Below are 582 nucleotides of genomic sequence, written 5' to 3' on the forward strand. Positions count from 1 at the left end.
TCAGAAGGCTTTCTTCAAGATTTATTATTTTGGTCTGCACGATTCATCAGATACAAGATAACAACGCTTTCTAATCGAAATGTGAAAGATAAAGAATGCATCAAAAATGCTTTATTTAAAATAGATAAGATAAAAGATATTGCAGAGCTACAAACCATATGTAAAGATGTTAGAAACTCTGGCCTCATAGGGATCAATACCTATGCACCCCCTATTATCAAGCTTTATGAACATTTTTCAAATAGAATCATATTTAGCTCAATAAAAGAAATCGATGAAGAATCTCTGGTTGATTTTTTAACCATATATACTAGCAATCTTAGCATTGCAAGTAAAAAAAATTATCGTATCGCCCTAATAGGCTTTTTTGCATACATTGACAAACAAAACCGTGATGAAACTGGTCATTCATATGTCTATAATATGACGCTCAAAAATATCGGTGGGATCAGAGGAAAGTCAGGACAAAAGCTCCCAACCCATATGAACGAATCAGAAATAGAAAGGTTTTTTCGTGCTATAGATGATTTTGATATGTCTGCAAAAATAGCTTCAAGAAACCGATTGATTATTAAAATAATC

General features: G+C 32.1%; 1 pseudogene. It reads left to right on the top strand.

Features of this window, described 5'->3' with window-relative positions:
- Positions 1–582: pseudogene (locus tag BKH42_RS09675) on the top strand (integrase); the annotation flags it as partial.

This window comes from Helicobacter sp. 13S00482-2, assembly GCF_002272795.1.
GTDB lineage: Bacteria > Campylobacterota > Campylobacteria > Campylobacterales > Helicobacteraceae > Helicobacter_J.